Raw genomic sequence first — 18,130 nt, forward strand, 5'->3', positions numbered from 1 at the left:
GCAAAATGGACGAGATTCCCGCACAAAGCGGTTCCTACGGCTTGACTGGTGACGACGACGAAGGACGATTTCCGTGAAATATGTTTCGACCAGGGGCAGCGCCCCTTCGCTTGGTTTCTCCGATGCGCTGCTGGCTGGCCTGGCGCGCGATGGCGGCCTCTATGTTCCAAGCGAGTGGCCGACGATGAAGAAGAAGGAAATTCGCGCCCTTCGAGGCAAGACCTATCAGGAGGTCGCTTTCGAGGTTCTCTATCGCTTCACCGGCGGCGAAATTCCGGAAAAGGATTTTCGTTCGATGATCGATGAGGCCTATGCGACCTTCCGTCATCCGGCGGTCGCGCCTCTGGTCCAGACTGGACCGAACAGCTTCATCCTCGAGCTTTTCCACGGCACGACGCTTGCGTTCAAGGACGTCGCCATGCAGCTCCTCGCCCGCCTGATGGATTACACGCTCGCCGAACGCGGGCAACGTGCGACGATCGTCGGCGCGACATCCGGTGATACGGGCGGCGCGGCCATCGATGCCTTTGCCGGTAGAGATCGCACCGACATCTTCATCCTGTTCCCGCATGGCAAGGTGTCGCCGGTTCAGCAGCGGCAGATGACCAGCTCCACTGCTTCGAATGTGCATGCGCTTGCGATCAACGGGAACTTCGACGACTGCCAGAACCTCGTCAAGGACATGTTCAACGACGCGAAATTCCGCGACAGTGTCAAGCTTTCCGGTGTCAACTCGATCAACTGGGCGCGCATCATGGCGCAGGTGGTCTATTACTTTACCGCCGCGATTTCGTTGGGTGCGCCGGACCGCAAGGTCTCCTTCACCGTGCCGACCGGCAACTTCGGCGATATTTTTGCTGGCTATGTGGCCAAGCAGATGGGCCTGCCAATCGACAAGCTGGTGATTGCCACCAATGACAACGATATCCTTGCCCGCACGCTGAAGACGGGTCGTTACGAGATGCGCGGCGTTCAGGCCACTACCTCGCCATCCATGGATATCCAGATTTCGTCGAACTTCGAACGCCTGCTGTTCGAAGCCTATGATCGCGAACCAAACGAGATTAAGCGCTCAATGGATGGTTTGAAGCAATCCGGCGCCTTCCAGATCTCCGAAGCGGCCATGAAGATGATCAAGCGCGACTTCCGCGCAGGTCGCGCGACCGAAAAGCAGGTCGCCGCGACCATTCGCGACACGCTGAGCGAGACCGGCTATCTGCTCGATCCGCACACGGCAACGGCCGTTCACGTGGCGAAAAAGTACGAAAAAACAAACAGTCCGATGGTCGTTCTTTCCACCGCGCATCCGGCGAAATTCCCTGACGCCGTAAAATCCGCTTGCGCAATCGATCCTGCCCTACCAGTATGGCTTGCTGATCTTATGAACCGGGAGGAGCGTTTCGACGTCCTGGAAGCAGAGCTTGAGGCCGTGGAAACTTTCATCGGCAAGCATGCTCGCGCCAAGGACTGACCAACGCGGAAAGACGTGGAAATGAATGTGAACGTAACCCGGCTTTCGTCCGGGTTGACAGTCGTCACCGAAAGAATGCCTCACCTCGAAAGCGTTGCTCTCGGCGTGTGGATAAAATCAGGTTCGCGCAACGAGACGGATGACGAGCACGGCATCGCGCATCTGCTCGAGCATATGGCCTTCAAGGGTACGGCGCGCCGTACCGCCCGGCAGATCGCCGAGGAGATCGAGAATGTCGGCGGCGAAGTCAACGCCGCGACATCCACCGAGACAACATCCTATTATGCCCGCGTGCTGAAGGATCACGTTCCGCTGGCAGTCGATATCCTTGCCGATATCCTGACCGAGTCCGCTTTCGACGAGGCGGAACTGGAACGCGAAAAGAACGTCATCCTGCAGGAAATCGGTGCTGCCACCGATACACCCGATGACGTCGTTTTCGACAATTTTTCCGGCGTCGCCTATCGCGACCAGATGATCGGCCGTCCGATCCTCGGCACACCGGAGACGGTGCAGTCCTTCACCACCGCGCAGATCCGTCATTATCTCGGTCGCAATTATACGACGGACCGGATATTCGTCGTCGCGGCCGGCGCTGTCGATCACGAAACCTTCGTCAAGCAGGTCGAGCAGCGCTTTTCCAGCCTGCCGCAAAAGCCGGAGGCCACGCCGATCATCGAGAAAGCCATCTATACCGGTGGCGAAATCCGCGAGACGCGCGATCTCATGGATGCGCAAATCCTGCTGGGCTTCGAGGGCAAGGCCTATCACGCCCGTGACTTTTACTGCTCGCAGATTCTCGCAAACATTCTCGGCGGCGGCATGTCGTCTCGCCTCTTCCAGGAAGTGCGTGAATATCGCGGTCTCTGCTATTCGGTCTATGCCTTCCATTGGGGTTTTTCCGATACCGGCATTTTCGGTATTCATGCAGCAACCGGCAGCAGCGATCTGGCGGAACTGGTTCCGGTTATCACCGAGGAACTGCGCAAGTCCTCCGAGGTCATCCATCAGGAAGAAATCGACCGCGCTCGCGCGCAGATCCGCGCGCAGTTGCTGATGGGCCAGGAAAGCCCGGCAGCGCGTGCCGGTCAGATCGCTCGCCAGATGATGCTCTACGGTCGTCCGATCCCCAATGACGAGATGATGACGCGTCTTGGAGACATCACCCGTGAGCGCTTGACCGATCTTGCAGGGCGTCTGTTTTTCGATAAAGTTCCGACCTTATCGGCAATCGGTCCCCTGGAAAATCTCGCGCCGCTGTCTGACATCACGGCGGGGCTTTCCGCGGCGCCATCCATGAAGATAACGGCAAACGGCTGACGGCAGAGACTGATCCGCAGCATGGTGTTGGATGACTAGATGCTGCGTTTTCTCTCCCGCAACAGCGATACGCCGGAACTTCGCAACGCACATTATCTGCTGAGACTGCCGCGATATTCGGATTACCGGCAGTGGCACAGGCTGCGCTCGGACAGCCGCAGCTTTCTTCAGCCATGGGAGCCGACCTGGCGCAGCGACGAACTGACCGAAAGCTCGTTTCGGGTGCGCGTGACCCGCAACAATCAGGAATTTTCCTCCGGCACGGCCGTGTCGCTTCTGCTGTTCCTTGCGGATGGAACGCTGATTGGCGGCATCACCATCGGTTACATCCGCAGGGGTGCGGCGCAGAGCTGTATGATCGGATATTGGATGGGCGAAGCCCATGCGCGTCACGGCCATATGTCTGCCGCATTAAAACTGGTAATACCCTATATCTTCAATGGACTTCAGTTGCACCGTATTGAGGCAGCCTGTATTCCAGACAACTTCAAAAGCATCCGGCTGCTCGAAAATGCCGGCTTTCAGCGGGAAGGCCTCTTGCGCGAATATCTGAAAATAAACGGCGAGTGGCGGGACCACGTCATGTTTTCGCTGATTGCCGATAAACACGGTTCCGGCAGGACTGAGCGAGATTGATGACATATATGAGCCTCGTGTCGCGCCTGTTGAAACATCTACCGGCGAAAGCATGTGCCACAGCGCTGTTGTGCTTCTGCGCCATCTTCTCCAGCCAAGCTCTTGCCTTCGAGCCGGTCAAGATTTCCCGAGACGACAACGCGCTCGATCTGACCGCGACCACCGATATCTACGCCAACCAGGGCGAGGCCTTCCAGGTTTCGACCGCACCCGGGCCGGACGGTATTCGCCGGCGTATCGAAGTGCGCGCAAGCTCTCCCGCCCACCAGGGCGACTGGGCTGTGTTTGCGCTTGCCAACGTTTCGGAAGAACAGCTTGAGCGCGTCATCGTCGCGCCGCACTTTCGTCTCGTCAATTCCAAGCTCTTCTGGCCCGATCTCGGCTCGCAGCGCATCATCGCCATCACCCCGAGTGAAGGCTTCGCATTGGATCGCCAACCAAGCCCCGATGCCGACGTCTTCCGCATCACGCTGAACCCCGGTGCTGTCATCACGTTTGTGGCCGAGCTTTCCACGCCGCAACTGCCACAGCTCTACCTGTGGGAGCCGGAAGCTTACAAGGACACGATCAACGCCTTTACGCTTTACCGCGGCATCGTGCTCGGGATTGCCGGTCTTCTCGCAGTCCTTCTCACCATCCTTTTTGTCGTCAAGGGCACCTCGGTTCTGCCGGCTTCGGCAGCACTCGCCTGGGCGGTTCTTGCCTATATCTGCGTGGATTTCGGCTTCCTCGAAAAGCTGATCACCGTGACTTCAAGCGACGAGCGAATGTGGAGGGCGGGCGCCGAAGTGGCGCTCGCCTCCAGCTTCGTGGTCTTCCTGTTCACCTATCTGAATTTGAACCGGTGGCACGCGCATCTGGGTTACGCGACATTCGCCTGGATCATCGGGCTGGGCGCGCTTTTCGGCGTGGCAATCTATGATCCGTCCATTGCGTCGGGTATCGCGCGTGTCTCCTTCGCGTTGACGGCCACGGTCGGGATCGTGCTGATCATCTATCTCGGCTTCAACCGCTACGACCGTGCCATTCTGCTCGTGCCTTCCTGGGCGTTGATCCTGGTCTGGCTCTTCGGCGGCTGGCTGACGGTCACCGGACAGCTGGACAATGACATCATTCAGCCGGCACTCGGCGGCGGTCTCGTACTGATCGTGCTCTTGATCGGCTTTACCGTTATTCAGCATGCCTTCGCCGGAAGTGCATATCAACAAGGCCTATTCTCCGATCTCGAGCGGCAGTCGCTGGCGCTCACCGGTAGCGGCGATACGGTGTGGGACTGGGACGTGACGCGTGACCGCATCGTCACCACGCCAGACGTTTCGATCAAGCTCGGACTGCACCCCGGCACCATGCATGGTGCTGCGCGCAACTGGCTGCCGCGCCTGCACCCGGACGACCGCGATCGGTTCAAGGCAACGCTCGACGTGTTGCTGGATCATCGCAAAGGGCGGCTCAATCATGAGTTCCGTATTCGCGCCGAAGACGGCCACTTCCACTGGCTACAGATTCGCGCGCGCCCGGTTCTCGGTTCCAACGGCGAAATCATCCGCTGCGTTGGCACCATCACCGACATTACGGAACAGAAGAATTCCGTCGAGCGCCTGTTGCAGGACGCGCTGAACGACAATCTGACCGGCCTTCCGAACCGTCAGGTCTTCCTCGACCGTCTGCAATCCATGCTGAACCTGGCGCCAGATGGCGACACGGTTCGCCCCACGGTGATGGCGATCGATATCGATCGCTATAAGCTCGTGAACGATACGCTTGGGATTGCTGCTGGCGACAACATTCTGATCGCGTTGACACGTCGATTGCGCCGTCTTCTAAAACCGCAGGATACGCTGGCCCGTCTAGGCGGCGATGAATTCGGCCTGATCCTCGTCTCGGAGCGCGACCCACAGCGCGTGGCCGACTTTGCCGATGCGGTGAACAAGGCCATCATGGTGCCGATCAATTTCGCCAATCGCGAGATCATTCTGACGGCTTCGATCGGCCTCGTCTCCTGGATCGACCAGCAGGAAAGTGCTGCCGGTCTGTTGAGCGACGCGGAACTTGCCATGTATCGCGCCAAGCGCGCCGGCGGCAACCGCGTCGAGCCGTTCCGGCCTGCCTTCCGTACCTCCGGGACCGACCGTCTGCAGATGGAAAGCGACCTGCGCCGCGCACTTGAACGCAAGGAGCTCACGCTCGCCTATCAGCCGATCGTCAAGCTGGACAATGGCGATCTTGCCGGATTTGAAGCGCTGATGCGGTGGGAACATCCCAAGCGCGGCAACATCCCGCCAAGCGAGTTCATTCCGATTGCCGAAGCCTCCGGCCTTATCGAGCCGCTCGGCATGTTTGCACTGGAGCGGGCGGCGAACGATCTGATGGATTGGCAACATGCCATCGACAAGCTGCCGATCTTCATCTCCGTCAACATCTCCAGCGCGCAGTTGCTGAACAACGAACTCTACAATGACGTTCGCAGCATGCTACAGCGGACGCGCTGCAATCCGCAGCAGCTGAAGCTGGAGCTGACGGAATCGATCGTCATGGAAAATCCTGAGCAGGCGCGGCTTGTGCTGGCGAAGCTCAAGGAGACGGGCCTCAGTCTTGCGCTCGACGATTTCGGCACGGGTTACTCGTCGCTCGCTTATCTCACCCGCTTCCCCTTCGACACCATCAAGCTCGACAAGGCACTGATCGCCAATACCAGCGACAAGCGGAATGTGCTGCTCCGCTCGATCATCGCCATGGCGCGTGCACTTGAAATGCAGGTGGTGGCCGAAGGCATCGAAACGCCTGAGGATGCAGCAGAGCTTGCCCGCATGAATTGTCATTACGGGCAAAGCTTCCTTTTCGGCACGCCGGATACTCCGGAAGCCGCTCTTCGCCTGCTGCGCGAGCGCTTTCAGGTCTTCAAACGCGCCTGATTACTCTGCAGCCTGCGGCTGAAAAGCTTGGTTGTTTGAGACTGGCGCCGGCGCGTTGAGGTCAGAGTTTGCCGGAATTTTACCATGCACGAGGTCATGGATGAATTGCAACTTCTCGACCACGGCTGGCGTCAGCACGAACGGGTAGAGATCGGCTTCACCCATGCTGCGTTGCATGGAGTTCAGTGCGACGCTGAGAGGCACCCAGGCATTGACGAGACGCTGTGCACTGCGGGCACGGTAGGGGTCGAACGCCACTTCGGTGGCCATGTCTTCATGGCCTTCCGGCTCGATGGCAATGCCGAAGGCATGGGCCGTTTCAAGCGTATCGACGATGTGAAGATAGTGGGCGAAGCACTCCGCAAAGTCTTCCCACGGGTGAACCGAGGCATAGGAGCTGATATAGATTTCCTGCCAACCCGGTTTCGGTCCCTCTTCGTAATTTCGTTTCAGCGCTTCGCCGTAATCTTCACGTTCATCACCGAAAGCAGCGCGGAACGCTTCGAGACGGCCGGCGTCACGGACCAGCTTGTTCCAGATGAAGTGCCCGACCTCATGACGGAAATGGCCAAGCATGGTGCGGTAGGGCTCGTTCATATTGGCACGAACCTGCTCACGCGTCACATCATCCGCTTCGGCCGCACGGATGGCAATGAGGCCCTCGTCATGGCCCGTCATGGCGGGGATCACGGATCCGTCCGCAGCGATCTCGTCGACCAGGAAGTCGAACACCAAGCCGCCCTGCGGATCGGCATCGCGGTTCGGGTGGGGCAGATTAAAGCGCAACATCGAGTAGAAGAGATGCCGCTGCGCCTGACTAAGGCGTCGCCATTGTTCAATGCCGTCCTGGGTGGAGGTATCCGGAACAAGACGGTTATGGTTACAGGCGGGGCAGAAAGGCGTTTCGCTATCGGCTGGGACTGCCCAATTGCAGATGTCGTTGACTTCATTGGCGCAGAAGCGGACCTGATGATCCGGCTTCGATACCAGCGTCCAGAGTGGGTCGCCGGCTGGATCCAACGCTTCCATTGAAAGCGTCTCCGGTACGAAAGCTAACCTATGGCCGCACCGAACACAGGAGCGGTTGTCGAAGTGAACGGGCTGTCCGCAGGCAGCACACGAGAAAAGTTGCATCCCTATCTCCTGGGCATCACGATTGATTGGGAAATTGACTGCGCAAGCGAAGAGCGCATGTGTCGTATTTCAACACATGCGCTCTGTGACCTTTGAGGTCATTCAGGTACGGCCTCCTCACTGAGAGGAAGCGCGTCTCCTGTTACATTCTGTCGACGGTATCCTTGACGGCATCCTTGGCCTTGCCAGCAGCAGTCTGGACCTTGCCCTTGGTTTCCTGAGCAGCACCTTCGGCGCGCATGCGGTCATTGCCGGTAGCCGAGCCAACGCCCTGCTTTACCTTGCCAGCAACTTCATTTGCCTTACCAGCGATCTTATCGGATGTGCTACCCATGACTATTCTCCCTAGTTTATGCCAGGCTCGGTGCTGGCTACCGGGGAGAAAACGTCATGAATATAATTTTGTTCCTCGTCATCTTACGCTTTCAAAGCGAAGATCAAGCATGCCCTGCTTCGGCCGAAAGCATGCGTGGGTCGACCCCCATCAAAGCAAGCGCGCGCTCATACTTGTCATCCAAAGACCGGTCGAAGATCAGCTCTTCCGAGGCCGGGCAATTCAGCCAGCCATTATTGGCGATTTCGTTTTCAAGCTGACCCGCTGCCCAGCCGGCATAACCCAGCAACATGGTGGCGCGCTGCGGCATTCGGCCGTTCGAAATGGCGCGCACGATGTCTAGTGTGGCTGTCAACGAGATGTCGTCGCTGACAGGAATACTGGATTCGCTGGAGTAATCATCGGAATGAAGCACGAAGCCCCTGCCCGTCTCCACCGGTCCACCAAACTGGATGGGAAAGTCGCGCGTGCGGTTGGGCAGCATGATCGCATCGTTGCTGTCCATGATCTTCAGATGCAGGAGAACATCGGTGAAGGTGATCTGCTGGCCGCGGTTGATGATGAACCCCATGGCACCGGCCTGGGAATGCGCACATATATAAATGACAGAGCGCTCAAAGGCGCTGTTGGCGAGCCCCGGCATGGCGATCAGAAACTGACCATCCAGAAAGCCCCGTTCCTTCTTGTCCATGAGGGTCGAAAAAACCAAGAGCGCCTCCCCTTTCAGCGCCCCATAGCGACGCCGGTGTGGTTTCACCTTTTGGTAAGGATGAGGCATAGCGACCTATCAATCAACCGAAAATGATGAATGAGACAAAATCGTAACTGGTCGCTTCACCCGGGTTGCGCTAGACGAAGAGTATGACCCGTTCGATCTCCTCCCCCCTTCGCACCTTTCTGATCGCCTTTATCGCGTTTGTTTCAACGATAGTCATTGCAGAGGCTGCCAAGGCCGACACGACCGAATGGGCAACGAGCGAAGGCGGGCGCATGCGCGTCGTAAGCCTGCCGCCGGATAGCAGCGGAAAAATCGAGGCGGTGCTTCAGATCGATCTCAAGCCTGGCTGGATCACCTATTGGCGTGAGCCGGGGGAAGCGGGCATACCGCCGCAGTTGAAGCCCGACCCGGCAAGCGGCGTGACACTGTCTTCCATGTCGTTCCCCGTGCCGAAGCTGATCAAGAATGACGACATCACCGATATTGGCTACGACCAGCCGGTGAACTTTCCGATTACCTTGCAGTCCGGCGCAGGCCATGACACCGACGCGGCAAAGCTGACGGCTTTCATCGGCGTCTGCCTCAATATCTGCATCCCTTTCGAAGCAAGCTTCGACATCGACAGGAAGGCAGAGGCAACGGAAGACGAGGTCGCCTTCATCCAGTCGAGCAAGGCAAATCTTCCAGAGGCGCCATCGGACGATTTCAAGGTGGTCAACTTTCACATCACGCCGGACAAGACCTTGCTCGGCGTGGAGCTGTATTTGCCCGAGGGAGCGCCGAAAGAGGCCGACATCTATGTCGCCGGGCCATCTGGCTATGCCTATTTCGAGCCGCAGAACCTGGTGCGCGACAAGCGCAAACTCTCCTTCTACATGAACATCAAGGGTCTACCGAAGAGCTACAATCCAAAGGGGCAGAGCTGGCACATTCTGGTCAAATCCGGCGCGCGCGCCATGGAAGCACCGCTGAATTTCCCTGCTCAGTAAGGGATCTCAGCTATCCGAGAAAACGGCTTCACAGTTTTCTCGATCATGCTCTATAGTCGCGCCGTCATTGCCACAGGAGCGATATTATGACCATCAAGATCGGCGACAAGCTGCCCTCCGCGACCTTCAAGGAAAAGACCACGGATGGCCCTGTCGAAACCACGACCGACGAGCTTTTCAGCGGCAAGAAGGTTGTCGTCTTTGCCGTTCCAGGCGCATTCACACCAACCTGCTCTTTGAACCACCTGCCCGGCTATCTGGAAAATCGTGACGCCATCCTCGCACGTGGCGTGGACGATATTGCCGTCGTTGCGGTCAATGACTGGCACGTCATGGGCGCATGGGCTCAATCGAGCGGTGGCCAGGGCAAGATCCACTTCCTCGCAGACTGGGACGCGTCCTTCACCAAGGCGCTTGGCCTTGATGCAGACCTTTCCGGCGGCGGTCTCGGCGTGCGCTCCAAGCGCTATTCCATGCTAGTGGATGACGGCGTGGTCAAGTCTCTGAACATCGAAGAAAATCCCGGCCAGGCAACGGTTTCCTCCGCTGCCACGATGATCGAACAGCTCTGATCTTTACGGTCGATACGTCATCGAAATTGGCCCGACATCGCGTCGGGCCTTTTGCATTCAAGGGACATCGTGACGCTCGAAGAAACTGATGAAGCGCGCCTTTCTTCCGCCTCAATTGTTACACCATAACAGTAACGGTATAACATTTTTGTGAGCGCGCCATGTTGCGTTTATTTTTCCCGTCCCCCCTGCTGCGCCAATCCGCAGCGCACCGAATTCTTCTGGTTTTCCTGCTCCTCCTGCCTCTTTGGGCCGCGATCTATTGGGCTGTGGTTTTGCCATGATCGACACGCCCGTTCTTCAGATCGAGAACCTCACCGTAGCCTATGAGCGCCATCCGGCGGTTCATCATATCTCCGGTGCTTTTCATGCCGGAAGCCTGACGGCCATCGCTGGACCAAACGGTGCAGGCAAATCCACACTGCTCAAATCCATCATCGGCGAGTTGCGGCCATCGGAGGGGCGGATCATTCACTCCTTGAAGCGCTCCGATTTTGGCTATCTTCCGCAAGCCGCCGATATCAACCGGCGCTTTCCGATTTCCGTTCTCGATACCGTATTGCTCGGAGCTTGGAAGGCGGCGGGCGCATTTGGGCGCGTCACGGCTGAGCAGTTGAACGCAGGTCGCCACGCATTGTTGGCGGTCGGTCTTGAGGGCTTCGAGAGACGACCGATTGGCTCACTGTCGGCCGGGCAGTTTCAGCGTGTGCTCTTCGCACGGCTTCTGGTGCAGGATGCCAAGGTCATTCTGCTCGATGAGCCCTTCACCGCTATCGATGCCAGAACGACCCGGGATCTGCTCGACATCGTCGCGCGCTGGCATGGCGAAGGGCGTACCGTGATTGCCGTCCTGCACGATTTCGATCAGGTGCGGGCGCACTTCCCTCAGACGCTGCTGATCGCCCGCGACCTCGTTGGCTGGGGTGCGACTGCCGATGTCATGTCACCCGCCAATCTCCTGCGCGCCCGCGCCATGGCCGAACGTTGGGACGAGAATAGCGACATCTGCGAGCCCGCCGCATGACGGCCTATGATCTCTTGATTGCGCCGTTTCAGGATTACGGCTTCATGCGTCGGGCACTCGTCGCCTGCCTTTGCCTCTCGGTTGGCGCAAGCCCCATCGGTGTCCTGCTTGCCCTGCGGCGGATGAGCCTGATGGGGGATGCCCTGAGCCACGCCATTCTCCCGGGTGCGGCAATTGGCTATCTGGTGGCCGGCTCGCTGTCTCTGACCGCCATGGGGCTTGGAGGTCTCGTTGCGGGGCTTTCGGTTGCACTTCTTTCCGGCATCGTCAGCCGCGTAACTCCGCTTCAGGAAGATGCGAGCTTTGCAAGTTTCTATCTGGCGTCGCTGGCGCTTGGGGTCCTGATCGTCTCCCTGCACGGCTCAAATGTCGATCTGCTGCATGTGCTCTTCGGCACGATCCTCGCGATCGATGCGCCAGCGCTCTATCAGATCGGTGCGATTACTTCGCTGACGGTGGTGGTGATGGCAATCATCTACCGACCACTGGTCACCGAGTGCTTCGACCCCGGATTCTTACGCGCCGTCGGCGGCCGGGGCCCAATCTATCATGTGGCATTCCTGCTGCTCGTCGTCATCAATCTGGTCGCCAGTTTCCAGGCGCTTGGAACACTGATGGCTGTCGGCCTGATGATGCTGCCAGCAGCTATCGCCCAACTTTGGGCACGCAGCCTGCCCGCCATGCTGGCGATTGCCAGCGGCAGTGCCGCTGCCTCCGGCTATCTGGGCCTCGTTGCTTCCTACCATTTCGAGACGGCGTCCGGACCAACCATCATCATCGCGGCCACCTGTCTCTACGGGCTCTCCATTCTGGTTGCGCCAGCGGGCCTTGGTTCCCGCATTTTCACCCGCCCTCATCTAAAGGGCTAATTTTAGGAGAATGCCAATGTCACCACGCCTCTTCCTTCTTTCTACCGCACTTCCCATCGCCATGGCCTTTTCCACCGCCGCTTTGGCGGGAGAGGTGAAAGCCGTCGCCTCCTTCACCGTGCTTGCCGATGTGGTGAAGCAGGTGGGCGGCAAGCATGTGACCGTTACCAGCCTGGTCAAGCCGGATGGCGACCCTCATGAATTCGAACCGTCGCCTGCGAATGCGAAAAGCCTGAATGCCGCAGATGTCGTCTTTGTCAGCGGGCTTGGTCTGGAAGGATGGATGGACCGGCTGATTTCCGCGTCGGGCTACAAGGGAACACCTGTCGATGTGTCCCAGGGCATCAAGACGCGCGAGATGGATGAGGACGGCAAGACGGTGACCGATCCGCATGTATGGAACAGCCCGGTCAACGTCAAGGTATGGGTAAAGAATATCGAGACGACGCTTGCCGCGGCCGACCCCGCCGACAAGGATGATTTCAAGGCAAATGCTGCCGCCTATCTTCAGAAGCTCGATGAATTGGATCGTTACGCGCACCAGAAGTTCGATCCCATCCCACAGGATCGCCGTAAGATCCTCACAAGCCACGATGCCTTCGGTTATTTCGGCCGTGAGTATAACGTCACGTTTCTCTCGCCGCTCGGCGTTTCGACGGAAACGGAAGCCTCTGCCGGCGACGTGGCAAAGCTGATCGAGCAGATCAAGGCAGAGCACGTCAAAACCTATTTCTTCGAAAACTCGAATGACCCGAGACTGGTCAAGCAGGTGGCCAAGGCAACGGGCGCTGCCCCCGGCGGTGAACTGTATGTCGAGTCCCTCTCCAAGGCGAATGGCCCTGCACCGACATATGAGAAGATGTTCCGCTACAACGTCGACAAGATCGCCGATGCCATCAACAAGTCCAGTTGATTTGAAACTGAATGGCCCTCGTTACCCCAAGCCGGGTGATGAGGGCCATTCATCATCGATGTCGGAAACTTGGCTGCGTGTGGTCAGACAGCCATGTCGAAAACGAGGATGCCGGCCAGGCCGCCATCGGTCAGGCCAGCCAGGCGTTCACCAACCTCGATGTGTTCCGGATGCACGAGATAGTCGTCTCGCGCTTCTGTGCTCTCAAAGGTGACGATGAAGCCATCCAGGAACCCACCGTTCAAGCCTTCCGACGATACGTTCTGGCCGCATTTGATGTCGGAAATGCCGGGAATGACGTCCTTGAGCGCCATGATTGCCTCATAGATCGCCTGTTTGTCGGACGTGGTGGTTGCGGATTTAAACCGCAGGAATACGCAGTGAAGTATCGTCAAGTGTCTCTCCTCTTCGACTGTGCAGCTCGGTCCGAGACTACACCATCGCTTCATGACCGCCGTTTGAACGGTTCCATGCCTTTTCGCGCCAGTTCATCGGCGCGTTCGTTTTCCGGATGTCCGGCATGACCCTTGACCCAGTGCAGCGTGACCTTGTGTCGCTCGCGCGCCGTCTCCAGAGCCTGCCAGAGTTCGACATTCTTGACCGGTTTATTGTCGGCGGTCTTCCAGCCCTTTTTCTTCCAGCCGAAAATCCACTTGGTGATGCCATCCTTGACGTAAGCGCTATCGGTGTAAAGATCGACCTCGCACGGCGCCTTCAGCGCGTTGAGCGCCTCAATGGCCGCCATTAGTTCCATGCGATTGTTGGTGGTGTCCGCCTCGCCGCCGTTCAGTTCCTTTTCCACCTCGCCATAGCGAAGTACGGCACCCCAGCCGCCCGGTCCGGGATTGCCCGAACAGGCGCCATCGGTGAAGATATCGACATGCTTCATTCTTCCACCAGACCATATTCGGCCACATGGCCAATGGAGCGGTGAAAGCGCAACTTGCGCAGATATTCAAGCGGATCCTTTTTGACCACCAGAGCGCCAGCGGGCGTCGTCAACCAGTCATAGAGGCGGGTCAGGAAGAAGCGCAGTGCGGAGCCACGCGCCAGAATCGGCATGGCCTCCAGCTCGGCTTCACTCATCGGGCGTACCGATTGATAGCCCTCAAGCAGTGCCTTGCCCTTGGTGACGTTATAGGAACCATCCTTCTCGAAGCACCAGGCATTGAGGCAGATCGAGACGTCATAGGCGAGAAGATCGTTGCAGGCAAAATAGAAGTCGATCAGGCCGGAGAGCTCATCGCCCAGGAAGAAGACATTGTCCTGAAAGAGATCGGCATGGATGACGCCCGACGGCAAATCCTTCGGCCAATTGGCGGCGAGGAAGGCGATTTCCGGATCGATCTCGTCCTTCAGACCACTTTCGACTTCGTCGGCGCGGGCTTCGGACTTCTCCCACAACACCTTCCAGCCCTCGAGCGAAAGAGCGTTCGGCCGCTTGATGTCGAATCCTTCGCCTGCCACGTGCATGGCCGCCAGCGCCTTGCCGACTTCCCGGCAATGCTTAGCCTCAGGCTTTCTAAGCCACATGCCTTCCAAAAACGAAATCAGCGCTGCCGGCCGGCCGGACAACTCGCCTAGTAGCGCACCGTCTTTTCGCGGCAGGGGCAGCGGGCAGGACAGCCCCTTGTCGGCCAGATGCTGCATCAGTCCCAAAAAGAAGGGCAGATCAGACTTCTCCACGCGCTTCTCGTAGAGCGTCAGGATCAGCGGGTCTTTCGTCGTGTGCAGCAGGAAATTGGAGTTTTCGACACCCTCGGCGATCCCTTTATAGGAGGTCAATTCGCCGACGTCATATTGGCCAAGAAACTGTCTCAGCTCGTCTTCGGTGATGTCCGTGTAAACTGCCAATGGAATTCTCTTGAAAAGGAATGAAAAAGGATTAGCCGTTCAGCGCGGCTTTCGCAGGAAGCGCGTCGCTCGCACTGCCATTGACGAATGCCATGTCTTCGGTGGTGAGTTCAATATTGCGAAGCTCGCGATTCACCAGAAAATGCTCGGTCTCTTCTACCGTTACGGCAAGATCAAGTGTCGTGTCGAAGCGTTCTTTAAAGGCCTGAATGATTTCGTCGACGATGACCTCCGGCGCGGATGCACCTGCCGATAGGCCTACGGTGCGCACGTCGCCGATTTCGCTCCAGTCGATTTCTGCGGCACGCTGCACCAGCACGGAGCGCTGAGCGCCGGCACGCAAGGCAACTTCCACCAGACGCTTCGAATTGGACGAGTTCGGTGCGCCGACGACGATGAAGAGGTCACAGCCGGGGGCCGCCTGCTTCACCGCATCCTGGCGGTTGGTGGTGGCGTAGCAGATGCTGTCGGCGGCTGGCGCCTGCATGGCCGGGAACCGTTCCTGCAGCTTGGCGATAACGCCCGCCGTATCATCGACGGAGAGCGTCGTCTGCGTCACGAATCCGAGGTTTTCGGCATCGAGCGGCTGATAAAGCGCTGCGTCTTCCACCGTCTCGATCAGCGATACGGTGCCCTCGGGCAACTGCCCCATGGTGCCGATGACTTCCGGATGGCCGGCATGGCCGATGAGGATGACATGGCGACCAAGTCGCTGGTGGCGCATGGCCTGCTTGTGGACCTTGGAGACAAGCGGACATGTGGCATCAAGATAGAAGAGGTTGCGCGCCTGCGCGTCTTCCGGCACGGATTTCGGCACGCCATGGGCGGAGAACACCACAGGCTGCTGGCGATGTTCGGCAGGGATTTCGTTGAGTTCCTCGACGAAGATCGCACCCTTGGCTTCCAGCCCCTCGACGACGTAACGGTTATGGACGATCTCGTGGCGCACATAGACCGGAGCGCCATAGGCTTTCAGCGCCAGCACGACGATCTGGATCGCCCGGTCGACACCGGCGCAGAAACCGCGCGGGCCACAGAGCCTGATAGTGAGAGGCGGCTTGGACACGGCCTTGTTCATTCCTGCTCCTTTCGCCTGCCGCATTTCATAGACACCGCAAGCGTTGCCCGATGATTGTCGCCCGCCAGCAGCAAGCCGTGCAAGCGAGGCTGCCCTACTCCTTCGGGCCTTTCATGCTCCGCACATAGGCAAAACCGGCCACGAAGACAAGGGCGGCTGCAAGACCGTACCATGTAATCGCATATTGCAGGTGATTATTGGGCAGGTCGATCAGCGTCACGCCGCCCTTTGGCCAACCGCCCGGATTGGGTGCGTCATTGGCATCAATGAAAAACGGCACGAGCTTTTCGGCAGGAACGCCGGCACTCTTGGCCATGGCGTGAATATCTTTCCAGTAGAAGATATTCTTGGCAAGGTCGTTGTCGGGCAGCATCATGGATGGCTTGGCCGCAAGCTGCGCGCGCGCAAGCCCCTCGATCGTGACGCGACCAGCGATCTGCCCCTGCTCACGCTTGGCTGGATCTTTCATGTCGTAAGGTACGAAGCCACGATTGATGAAGATCTCCCGACCATCATCCAGCGTCAGCGGCGTATAGACATAATAGCCCGTCTGCCCCTGATGCGTGGCGAAGAAGTGCCGCTCCCTGGCGTGATCGAAAATGCCAGAAAGCCGAACGGTGCGATATTCGATGTTACCACCCGACGAGGCGATCGCCTGGATTTCGCTCAGTTCAATAGGAGCGGAATGGACCCGGAGGTCAATTTCGCTCAGCAGGGCTTCCTTCCAGTAGAGGCGCTTCACCTGCCAAGTGCCGAGCGACAGCAGAATAATCAGCAACAAAAGCACCAGCGGACCGGCAAACCATAAGCGCCGGTGAGATGGCTTGAGACCGGCGGGGTCACCCATGGTCGATTTTACCTTCACTGGCATTGTTGCGATATTGCAGTGCCACCATGATACCCTTGAACTTGCGCAGCAGAAGTAGCGAAACGATCACCGTCAAGGGAAGCCAGATCAAGGCATGAAGCCAGACTGGCGGCGCGAAAACGGAATCGAACCAGAGTGCAAGGCCGATGATCAGAAAACCGACGATCAGCATGACGAAGACGGCCGGACCATCGCCAGCGTCGGCAAAAGCATAATCCAGCCCGCACGCGCTGCAACGTGGTTTTAGCTTGATAAATCCATCGAACAGTTTGCCGCGCCCACAGCGGGGGCAGCAGCCTTGCAGTCCGACCTTGATAGGATCGACGGGAGGGAACTCTCCAGTATCGTGCATCCTAGCTCCTCCATCCCTGGACACAAGAAGCGCGGCAACCTGCCGCGCTCATTTCGCCGCTAGATGAAGCGACACCTGCCCTTCGCCATCAAGCGTAGGGGCGGCATTGCACCGCCCTCTACAAGCCTCTTCAGTGGCCAGTCTCCGCCAGTGGCGCGCCCCAGCCGCCCCAGATGTAGATGGCGAAGAAGAGGAAAAGCCAGACAACGTCAACGAAGTGCCAGTACCACGCCGCTGCTTCGAAGCCGAAGTGATGCTTCGGAGTGAACCCGCCAGCGATGGCACGGAACAGGCAGACCAGCAGGAAGATCGTTCCAACGAAGACGTGGAAACCATGGAAGCCCGTGGACATGAAGAATGTCGCGCCGTAGATCGAATTCTTGAAATCGAACGGAGCGTGGACGTATTCGTAAAACTGTACGGCCGAGAAAAGCACGCCAAGTGCAACGGTCAGAGCCAGGCCGGTTATCATGCCCTTGCGGTCATTGTGCAGCAGAGCATGGTGCGCCCAGGTAACACAAGTTCCCGACAACAGCAGGATGATGGTGTTGTAGAGCGGCAGATGCCACGGATCGATCACCTCGATGCCCTTCGGCGGCCACTGACCGCCCGTATAAGCAAGACGCGCGGCCTGGATGGCTTCATGCGGATAGAGGCTCGCATCGAAGTACGCCCAGAACCATGCCACGAAGAACATGACTTCCGAGGCGATGAACATGATCATGCCGTAGCGCAGATGCAGCGAGACGACCGGCGTATGGTGTCCCTCGTCGCCTTCCTTGATCGTATCCGCCCACCACGCATACATGGTGTAAAGAACGATCACGAGGCCGATATAGAACATCCAGGGATTGGCAAGTTCGAAGCCGAACAGCTTGAAGGAACTGCCATTCAGGTAGCGCATGTAACAGATGCCGCCAAAGGTCAGCACGAAAGCGCCGATCGATGCCAGAAGCGGCCATGGACTCGGGCTTATGATATGGTAGTCGTGGTTCTTCTGATGCGTATCTGCCATGTGATCAATCCCCGAAGGCTCTTCCCAATTTCGCGAACCCGTCTCGCTGACCTGATATCAGGCGACCGGTT

At 58.2% G+C, this 18,130-nt stretch carries 18 protein-coding genes and 1 pseudogene; 9 read left to right on the top strand and 10 right to left on the bottom strand.

Features of this window, described 5'->3' with window-relative positions; translation table 11 throughout:
• The first annotated feature begins 73 nt into the window (after nt 1-73).
• The 4 genes and pseudogenes from thrC to PVA19_RS19710 all read left to right on the top strand — a co-directional run.
• Complete coding sequence (thrC, locus tag PVA19_RS19695) at nt 74-1,471, top strand: threonine synthase (protein ID WP_274103909.1); 1,398 nt, start codon at nt 74-76, stop codon at nt 1,469-1,471.
• A gap of 21 nt (nt 1,472-1,492) precedes the next feature.
• Entirely contained in the window at nt 1,493-2,791 is a 1,299-nt protein-coding gene (locus PVA19_RS19700; RefSeq protein WP_111847579.1) for a M16 family metallopeptidase, read from the top strand.
• Between the two features lie 39 nt (nt 2,792-2,830).
• Entirely contained in the window at nt 2,831-3,427 is a 597-nt protein-coding gene (locus PVA19_RS19705) for a GNAT family N-acetyltransferase (RefSeq protein ID WP_062438376.1), read from the top strand.
• A gap of 98 nt (nt 3,428-3,525) precedes the next feature.
• Nucleotides 3,526-6,339 (top strand): annotated as a pseudogene (locus PVA19_RS19710) (EAL domain-containing protein); the annotation flags it as partial.
• On the opposite strand, the gene PVA19_RS19715 reads toward PVA19_RS19710, so the two are convergent.
• The 3 genes from PVA19_RS19715 to PVA19_RS19725 form a co-directional block, all read right to left on the bottom strand.
• A complete protein-coding gene (locus PVA19_RS19715; protein ID WP_111847578.1) occupies nt 6,340-7,473 on the bottom strand; it encodes a zinc-binding metallopeptidase family protein in 1,134 nt (377 codons plus the stop codon).
• A 142-nt stretch (nt 7,474-7,615) separates the two neighbouring features.
• Nucleotides 7,616-7,807 carry a CsbD family protein gene (locus PVA19_RS19720; protein WP_062425876.1) on the bottom strand — a complete coding sequence of 64 codons (192 nt, stop codon included), beginning with the start codon at nt 7,805-7,807 and terminating at the stop codon, nt 7,616-7,618.
• A gap of 103 nt (nt 7,808-7,910) precedes the next feature.
• A complete protein-coding gene (locus PVA19_RS19725; RefSeq protein WP_112952189.1) occupies nt 7,911-8,516 on the bottom strand; it encodes a YqgE/AlgH family protein in 606 nt (201 codons plus the stop codon).
• Nucleotides 8,517-8,668: 152 nt separating this feature from the next.
• Between PVA19_RS19725 and PVA19_RS19730 the strand changes: the two genes are divergently transcribed.
• The 5 genes from PVA19_RS19730 to PVA19_RS19750 all read left to right on the top strand — a co-directional run bounded on the left by PVA19_RS19730 (nt 8,669) and on the right by PVA19_RS19750 (nt 12,892).
• Nucleotides 8,669-9,514: a protein-disulfide reductase DsbD domain-containing protein gene (locus PVA19_RS19730; protein ID WP_274103910.1), complete on the top strand. Its 846-nt coding sequence runs from the start codon at nt 8,669-8,671 to the stop codon at nt 9,512-9,514.
• 86 nt (nt 9,515-9,600) lie between these two features.
• Nucleotides 9,601-10,086 carry a peroxiredoxin gene (locus tag PVA19_RS19735; RefSeq protein WP_062425879.1) on the top strand — a complete coding sequence of 162 codons (486 nt, stop codon included), beginning with the start codon at nt 9,601-9,603 and terminating at the stop codon, nt 10,084-10,086.
• 280 nt (nt 10,087-10,366) lie between these two features.
• Nucleotides 10,367-11,110 carry a metal ABC transporter ATP-binding protein gene (locus tag PVA19_RS19740; protein ID WP_274103911.1) on the top strand — a complete coding sequence of 248 codons (744 nt, stop codon included), beginning with the start codon at nt 10,367-10,369 and terminating at the stop codon, nt 11,108-11,110.
• Nucleotides 11,107-11,979: a metal ABC transporter permease gene (locus tag PVA19_RS19745; RefSeq protein ID WP_274103912.1), complete on the top strand. Its 873-nt coding sequence runs from the start codon at nt 11,107-11,109 to the stop codon at nt 11,977-11,979. Before PVA19_RS19740 ends, PVA19_RS19745 begins: the two co-directional genes overlap by 4 nt.
• Before the next feature lie 16 nt (nt 11,980-11,995).
• Nucleotides 11,996-12,892 (top strand): metal ABC transporter substrate-binding protein, encoded by an 897-nt coding sequence (locus PVA19_RS19750; RefSeq protein ID WP_111847574.1) that lies wholly within the window; start codon nt 11,996-11,998, stop codon nt 12,890-12,892.
• Between the two features lie 83 nt (nt 12,893-12,975).
• On the opposite strand, the gene PVA19_RS19755 is transcribed toward PVA19_RS19750, so the two are convergent.
• From PVA19_RS19755 to PVA19_RS19785, 7 genes are all read right to left on the bottom strand, one after another.
• Nucleotides 12,976-13,281 carry a Dabb family protein gene (locus PVA19_RS19755; protein ID WP_274103934.1) on the bottom strand — a complete coding sequence of 102 codons (306 nt, stop codon included), beginning with the start codon at nt 13,279-13,281 and terminating at the stop codon, nt 12,976-12,978.
• 56 nt (nt 13,282-13,337) lie between these two features.
• Entirely contained in the window at nt 13,338-13,781 is a 444-nt protein-coding gene (gene rnhA / locus PVA19_RS19760) for a ribonuclease HI (protein WP_062425884.1), read from the bottom strand.
• Nucleotides 13,778-14,746, bottom strand: coding sequence for a homoserine kinase (locus tag PVA19_RS19765; RefSeq protein WP_274103913.1), 969 nt, complete (start codon nt 14,744-14,746; stop codon nt 13,778-13,780). Before PVA19_RS19765 ends, rnhA begins: the two co-directional genes overlap by 4 nt.
• Before the next feature lie 31 nt (nt 14,747-14,777).
• On the bottom strand, nt 14,778-15,824 hold the full coding sequence (gene ispH / locus PVA19_RS19770) for a 4-hydroxy-3-methylbut-2-enyl diphosphate reductase (protein WP_274103914.1): 1,047 nt from the start codon (nt 15,822-15,824) through the stop codon (nt 14,778-14,780).
• 94 nt (nt 15,825-15,918) lie between these two features.
• Nucleotides 15,919-16,695: an SURF1 family protein gene (locus PVA19_RS19775; RefSeq protein ID WP_274103915.1), complete on the bottom strand. Its 777-nt coding sequence runs from the start codon at nt 16,693-16,695 to the stop codon at nt 15,919-15,921.
• On the bottom strand, nt 16,664-17,044 hold the full coding sequence (locus tag PVA19_RS19780) for a DUF983 domain-containing protein (protein ID WP_062599454.1): 381 nt from the start codon (nt 17,042-17,044) through the stop codon (nt 16,664-16,666). Before PVA19_RS19780 ends, PVA19_RS19775 begins: the two co-directional genes overlap by 32 nt.
• A gap of 130 nt (nt 17,045-17,174) precedes the next feature.
• Entirely contained in the window at nt 17,175-18,059 is an 885-nt protein-coding gene (locus PVA19_RS19785) for a cytochrome c oxidase subunit 3 (RefSeq protein ID WP_062425889.1), read from the bottom strand.
• Nucleotides 18,060-18,130: the final 71 nt, after the last annotated feature.

The organism is Agrobacterium sp. CNPSo 3708 (assembly GCF_028674915.1).
In the GTDB taxonomy this organism is placed as follows: domain Bacteria; phylum Pseudomonadota; class Alphaproteobacteria; order Rhizobiales; family Rhizobiaceae; genus Agrobacterium; species Agrobacterium cavarae.